This window comes from Mesorhizobium sp. M1E.F.Ca.ET.041.01.1.1 (genome assembly GCF_003997355.1).
GTDB lineage: Bacteria > Pseudomonadota > Alphaproteobacteria > Rhizobiales > Rhizobiaceae > Mesorhizobium.
In genome coordinates, this window is sequence record NZ_RZSL01000350.1 from 1 (window position 1) to 6,614 (window position 6,614).

Consider the following 6,614-nt stretch of genomic DNA (forward strand, 5'->3'; position numbering starts at 1 on the left):
GGTTGCGCTCGGCCAGCACTACGCCGGCCTGTTCTCCAACAATGACGAGCTGGCGGGCAGGCTCTTCGGCGCCGGCCAGGCGACGCAGGAGCGGCTGTGGCGCATGCCGCTCGGCGCCGAATACGACAAGCTGATCGATTCCAAGAACGCCGACATGAAGAACATCGGCGGCCGCTACGGCGGCGCCATCATCGCCGCGCAGTTCCTGCAGCGTTTCGTCAAGGACACGCCCTGGGCGCATCTCGACATCGCCGGCACTGCGATGGGCGCGCCGGCGAGCGAGATCAACCAGTCCTGGGGCTCGGGCTTCGGTGTGCGGCTGCTCGACAGGCTGGTGCGCGACCACTACGAGGGGTAAGGCTTGATAAATTCGCTCCACCGGCCATCTGCCGCGGTTTTCTCCGCTTCCGGTGCTCACGGACCTAAAAGTCCGCTTCGCTCCGGTTCTCGAAAACCACGTCATACGACTCGGCGGAACGAAATTTCTCGAAGCCTTCCCTGGCGAGCGGCGTAGCGATGGCCGACATCCTCTTTTACCATTTGACGGAATCGACACTCGAGGAGGCCTTGCCAGGGCTCCTCGAGCGCAGCGTCGAACGCGGCTGGCGCGCCGTCGTGCAGACTGGCACCGAGGAGCGGCGCGACGCCCTCGATCAACATCTGTGGACGTTCCGAGACGATTCCTTCCTGGCGCACGCCACCGACCGCGAAGCCTATCCGGCCGAGCAGCCGATCCTACTTACGACGGGCGAGGGCAACCCCAATGCCGCGCAGATCCGTTTCCTCGTCGATGGCGCGACCCCGCCCGAGCTTTCCGGCTACGAGCGTGCCGTCTTCCTGTTCGACGGCCATGACGCGGCACAGCTCGAAGGCGCGCGCGGCCACTGGAAGACGATGAAGGAAGCCGGCCACGCCGTGACCTACTGGCAGCAGACGCCGGACCGCCGCTGGGAACGCAAGGCTTAAGGAACGCTGCCCCGATTCTCTAGGGTTTGGTCGCGTCCCTGCGCCTGCAAATAAAGCCACAGCGCCTCGGCCACCGGGCCGTGCGGCCGGTCGCGCCGGCGCACAGCCGCCACGGTTTCGGTGCGGCCGGGAATGTGCCTGCCGGCGATCGAGATCAGCCGCCCGTTGCTCAATTCATCCTCGATCAGCCACTCAGGCAGATGGCCCCAGGCCAGTCCGTGCAGGATCAGCTCTTTCTTCATCATGTGGTCCGGCGTCGAGCAGGAATGCGCGCCGTCGAGGACGAAAAAATTCTCTGTCGACGGACGCCGCGCCGTGTCGCGGATCACGCACTGGGTGAATGGGCGCATCGCCTCCGGCGTGATCTCGCGCGTGTCTTGGAATGGCAGGAACCCGGGCGCCACCACGGGCACGAACGCGACCTCGCAAAGGTCGATCCGTTCGAGATGTGGATCGGAAGGATTGGCGCGATGGAAAATGAGATCGACCTCGGCATCCATCAACCGTTCGACCGGCCCGCTGATCGCTTCATATTCCAGATGCAGGCGCGTGCGGGTCCGCTCGGCGAAGAAGCGGCTGAGCAGGCCGAGAATTCTGGGCCGAGGGCAGACGTCGCCCATCACCACACGCAGGAAGGTTTCTTCGCCGCTTGCCAACTGGCCTGCGTAGCTCTGAAGATGTTCGATCTCGTGTAGCGCCAGCCGGGCGCGGGCATGGAACTGCCGGCCTTCATCCGTCAGGCTCACCCGATAGCCGCTGCGGTCGAGCAGGGTTAGGCCGAGTTGTTCTTCCAGTCGTGCGACCGCAGCGAAGACGGAAGGATGCGTCCGGCTCAGGACAACCGCGGCGGCCTGAAAACTGCCCTCGCTCGCCACAGCGTCGAAGCACCTCAGATCGTGGAGCTTCAAATCGTGCATTGTCGTAACATCCTACAGAGACCGTCGAATCATAGTAATTTTCTTCGATAGTAACCAGACCTAACGTCCTCATCGAAACGACGCAGGACGACCTCCCGCCTGATCAAGATGAGGACCAAAATGACCGAAACGCTTCATTTCACGGCGGGCGACGGCACCCGTATCGCCTACAGGTTCGACGGCCCGGAAGACCGGCCGGTGCTTGTGTTGTCCAATTCCATCGCCACGACCTTCCATATGTGGGATGGCCAGGTTGCTGAACTCGCCAAATCCTTCCGCGTGCTGCGCTACGATTTTCGCGGCCATGGCGGTTCCGACGCGCCGGCAGGAGCCTATTCGCTCGACCGGCTGGGCCGCGACGTGCTGGAACTGCTCGATTTCCTCGGGATCGAGCGCGTGCATTTCCTCGGCCTGTCGCTCGGCGGCTTCGTCGGCCAGTGGCTGGGCGTCCATGCGCCGGAACGCATCGAGCGCTTGATTCTCTCCAACACCTCGCCGCATCTCGGGCCGGCGTCCTATTTCGACGAGCAGATCCGCAACGTGCTTGCGGCAAGCGACCTGTCGGCCACGGCGGACATGTTCATGCGCAACTGGTTCCCGGCCTCGATGCTTGGCGGCGAGAACGAGACCGTCGAGGACTTCCACGCCGCGATCCTGGCAATGTCGCCGCAAGGAATTGCCGGATGCTTCGCCGCCGTGCGCGACCCCGATCTGCGCCGCCCGATCTCGCTGATCACCGCGCCGACGCTGGTCATAGGCGGAAAGGACGACAAGGTGACGCTCGCCAGCCACAGCGAGGCGATAGCCGCAGCAATCCCCGGCGCCGAGCTCGTGCTGCTCCCGGGCGTTCATCTGCTCAATGTCGAGCGCCGGGCGGAATTCATGAATGCAGTCACGCGCTTCCTCCAGGCGGACTGACCCGAACTCAGCCGCGCTAGCCTCATGAACATCGCTATCGACCGCATTTTGGTTTAGATAAACGCGAGTTCACGCATGGGGGGAGGATGCGGATCAGGATCGTCGGAACCGGCAGGGCGGTGCCGGCAGAGTGCATCACCACGAGCGCGCTGGAAGCGAGGCTGGGCCTCGGCCAGGGCTCGCTCGAGGCAGCCACCGGCGTCACCGAGCGCTATGTTTGCGCGGCCGAATCGCAGATCGACCTCGCCTGTGATGCTGCGCGTCTTGCACTCGACGATGCCAGGCTCGAAGCGAACGCCCTCGACGTGATCATCGGCGGTTGCGGCGTGCCTTACCAGCCACTGCCGGCGACCGCGCCTTTGGTCATGCAGCGTCTTGGCCTTGCCGACGGTTCGGCCGCCGCTTTCGACGTCAACAGCACATGCCTTAGCTTTCTCACAGCCTTCGATACCGCCGGCCGCATGATCGAGGCCGGGCAATGCGAGACGGCGCTGGTATTTTCCGCCGAAGTCGCCTCGCGCGCTCTGCCGTGGCGCGAGGCACCTGAAGTCGCGGCGCTCTTCGGTGACGGCGCGGCGGCTGCCGTGCTGCGCAGGGCCGGACCTGGCGAGGGCAGGGTGGCGGCGAGCCTGATGCGCACCTATCCGTCGGCCTGGGAAGCTTGCGGCATCGGTTCGGGCGGCACCCGTTTCGACTTCCAGAAGGAACGGGAAGAGTTCGCCCGCCACAGCCTGTTCCACATGGACGGCAAGGAACTGTTCCGGCTGACCTCGCGCCATTTCAACGGCTTTGTCGATGCTTTGCTGGAGCGAGCCGGCTGGCGACATGACGATGTCGACCTCGTCATCCCGCACCAGGCAAGTCCGTTGGCACTTGCGCATATGGCGCGCCAGACCAGCTTCGCGCCGGAAAAGCTCGTCGACATCGCGGCCCGCTTCGGCAACCAGATCGCCGCCTCCATTCCCTTCGCGCTCGATGTCGCGCGCCGCGAAGGCCGGGTGGCGCCCGGCATGAAGCTGCTCTTCCTCGGCACCTCGGCTGGCGTGTCCTTCGGCGGCATGGCGCTGGAGGCCTGACGATGGTCGTGCTCGTCACCGGTGCCAGCGGCTTCCTCGGCTCCCATGTGCTCAAGCGGCTGGCCGCATCGGGCACCCTGGCGCTCGGGCTTGGCCGCGACACGGCACGCTGCGCGGCGCTGGAGGCCGCCGGCCATCGCATCATCCGCCATGATCTTACCCAGCCGCTCGACGGCGCGCTCGATCCGCGGCTCGGCAGGGTCGAACGGATCATCCATTGCGCCGCGCTCTCTTCGCCCTTCGGCCGGCTCCAGGATTTCGTAGCGGCCAATGTCACTGCAACGCAGAACCTCGTCGATTTCGCGATCCGCCAGCGCGTCAGCCGTTTCCTCCACATCTCCAGCCCGTCCGTCTGCTTTGCCTTCCGTGACCAGCTTGGCCTAAGCGAGGACGCCCCCTTGCCCGAACCGGTCAACCACTATGCCCGCACCAAGCGCGAGGCGGAGAGGATCGTGCTCGCCGCACCAGCCGCCCATCCGGTGGTGCTGAGGCCACGTGGCATCTACGGCGCCGGCGACCGCGCGCTGCTGCCGCGCCTCATCAAGGCGGCGAAAAGCCGGCCGCTGCCGCTGTTTCGCGACGGCCGCGCGCAAATAGATCTCACCCATGTCGACGACGTCGTCGATGCGGTGATGGTGGCACTTGCCGCACCCGGGGAAGCCGAGGGCCAGATATTCAACATCTCCGGCGGCGAGGCGCTGCCGGTGCGCCGCGTCGCCGACGAGGCCTGCGCGCGCGCCGGGCTCACGGCGCGCTGGCGGCCGATGCCGCTGGCGCCGGCCATGCTCGCGGCGGGCCTGATGGAAACGGTGGCGCTCATGTTGCCCGGCCGACCCGAGCCACCGGTCACGCGTTATGGGCTCGGCCTCTTCGCCTATGGCCAGAGCCTGGATCTCTCCAAGGCGAGATGTGTGCTCGGCTGGGTGCCCAAAATCTCGTTCGGGGAAGGGCTCGACCGCACGTTCGGCGGGGCCATGCCATGAAGATCGTCTTCGCCAACAGCGCCTGGGTGAATGCTGTCGAGCGGCTGATCCTGCGTAGCGGCGGCTGGCGCAGCGTGCGGCTCCGGGTCCGCTACGGGCTTATCTTTCATCCAACGGAAGGTGCGGTGCTGATCGACACCGGCTACACCCCAGAAGCGCTGACGGGCGAGGGACGCAGTCGGAGGCTGCGCCTCTACGGCGCGGTGTTGAAACCCGAGCTCAACGGCGCCGAACAGGTCTTGCCCATGCTGAAGCGCTTCGGTCTTTCGCCGGACGACATCCGCGCGGTCATCGTCACGCATTTCCATGCCGATCACATTTCCGGCCTGCCGCTGTTTCCCAAGGCGCGCTTCATCGCCAGCGATGCCGCCTGGGCGCGGGTCAAATCCCGGACGCCCCGGCAGAACCTCCGCTACGGCGTCTTCACCGAGCTCTTTCCGGCAGATTTCGGGGACCGGCTCGATGGGCTCTCCACAAAGCGGCAGATCGAGGCGCAGGGCGACGTTCCGGGCGGCGCGGACCTCTTCGGCGACCGCAGCGTGATCGCCGTCGATCTTCCAGGCCATGCCGACGGCCAATTCGGCTTGCTCTTCGCCGGTCTTGAGCGGCCGCTGCTCTATGCCGTCGACGTGCAATGGCTGCTCAGAGCCCTGACCGAAAACCGCACGCCCGGCTTTCCGGCCACGCTGATCGCCGAAGACGCCTCGGCAATCGAGCCGACCAGCGCCATGCTGCGCCGCTTCCTCGCCACGAGCGGCGAGGTGATGCTTTGCCATGATCCTGCGCCGACACCCTACGATCTCGCATTGAGCGATCCGGAGGCGGGATGAACGGACTCGCGGAAGCGGTCAGCTCCTTCGCCTTGACGCGCTGGGTCTCGCGCAAGAGCCGAGCCGAGTTCGAGCACTGGCAGGCGGCGGCCTTGCGGCGCTTCCTCGATCGCGACCTGCCGCGCGCGCCCTTCTATGGCAAGGCGCCGGCGCGTCTCGCCGACCTGCCGGTCACCGACAAGGCGCTGCTGATGCGCCGCTTCGAGGATTTCAACATCCACCGCCTCACCGCCGCGGAAGCGTGGGCGGCGCTGGCGCGCGATGGCCGCGCCGGTTCGCTGACGGTCGGCGCCAGCACCGGCACGTCGGGCAATCGCGGCCTGTTCGTGATTTCGGAGGCCGAGAAATACCGCTGGCTGGGCGCGATCCTCGCCAAGGCGGCGCCCGATCTTTTGTGGCGCGGCATGCGCGTCGCCGTCATCCTGCCGCAGAGCACGGGGCTCTACGACAGTGCCCGCAAATCGCGGCTGATCAAGCTCGCCTTCTTCGATCTGACGCTCGGGCCGGAACACTGGCGCGAGGCGCTGGAAGCTTTCGACCCGACGGTGATCATCGCGCCGCCGAAGATGCTCAGGTATTTCGCTACCGATGGTTTTCGACTCACGCCAAAACGCATTTTCTCGGCTGCCGAGACGCTCGACCCGGTCGACCGACCGGTGATCGAGGGTTTCTTCCGGCTGCCGCTCGACCAGATCTACATGGCGACGGAGGGACTGTTCGCGGTGACCTGCCGACAGGGCGGTCTGCATCTTGCCGAAGACTCCGTCTTCTTCGAATTCGAGCCCGCGGGCGAGGGGCTGGTGACGCCGCTGGTCACCGCCTTTCGCCGCCAGACCCAGATCATGGCGCGTTACCGCATGAACGATCTGCTGCGCCTCTCGGACCAGCCCTGCCGTTGCGGCTCGCCGTTACGCTGTGTGGACG

The 6,614-nt window shown here is 65.9% G+C and carries 7 protein-coding genes and 1 pseudogene; 7 read left to right on the forward strand and 1 reads right to left on the reverse strand.

All coding sequences use genetic code 11. The features are described 5' to 3' along the window. Both EOA38_RS24115 and EOA38_RS24120 read left to right on the forward strand, forming a co-directional pair. Window positions 1–358, forward strand: a pseudogene (locus tag EOA38_RS24115) (leucyl aminopeptidase); the annotation flags it as partial. 158 nt (window positions 359–516) lie between these two features. Further along, the gene (locus EOA38_RS24120; RefSeq protein ID WP_126094828.1) at window positions 517–966 is read left to right on the forward strand and encodes a DNA polymerase III subunit chi; all 450 of its coding nucleotides are present in this window, start codon (window positions 517–519) and stop codon (window positions 964–966) included. Here EOA38_RS24120 and EOA38_RS24125 read toward each other — a convergent pair. Next, window positions 963–1,883, reverse strand: a complete 921-nt coding sequence (locus tag EOA38_RS24125) for a LysR family transcriptional regulator (RefSeq protein WP_126094827.1) — start codon at window positions 1,881–1,883, stop codon at window positions 963–965. The genes EOA38_RS24120 and EOA38_RS24125 overlap by 4 nt on opposite strands. Before the next feature lie 120 nt (window positions 1,884–2,003). Between EOA38_RS24125 and EOA38_RS24130 the strand changes: the two genes are divergently transcribed. The 5 genes from EOA38_RS24130 to EOA38_RS24150 form a co-directional block, all read left to right on the forward strand. Next, window positions 2,004–2,801, forward strand: coding sequence for an alpha/beta fold hydrolase (locus EOA38_RS24130; RefSeq protein ID WP_126094826.1), 798 nt, complete (start codon window positions 2,004–2,006; stop codon window positions 2,799–2,801). Window positions 2,802–2,887: 86 nt separating this feature from the next. Then, entirely contained in the window at window positions 2,888–3,877 is a 990-nt protein-coding gene (locus EOA38_RS24135; RefSeq protein ID WP_126094825.1) for a 3-oxoacyl-[acyl-carrier-protein] synthase III C-terminal domain-containing protein, read from the forward strand. A 2-nt stretch (window positions 3,878–3,879) separates the two neighbouring features. Further along, complete coding sequence (locus EOA38_RS24140; RefSeq protein ID WP_126094824.1) at window positions 3,880–4,860, forward strand: NAD(P)-dependent oxidoreductase; 981 nt, start codon at window positions 3,880–3,882, stop codon at window positions 4,858–4,860. Next, complete coding sequence (locus EOA38_RS24145; protein WP_126094823.1) at window positions 4,857–5,690, forward strand: MBL fold metallo-hydrolase; 834 nt, start codon at window positions 4,857–4,859, stop codon at window positions 5,688–5,690. Before EOA38_RS24140 ends, EOA38_RS24145 begins: the two co-directional genes overlap by 4 nt. Then, a partial coding sequence (locus EOA38_RS24150) for a CoF synthetase (protein ID WP_127300409.1) occupies window positions 5,687–6,614 on the forward strand: 928 nt, incomplete at its 3' end. The genes EOA38_RS24145 and EOA38_RS24150, both read left to right, overlap by 4 nt.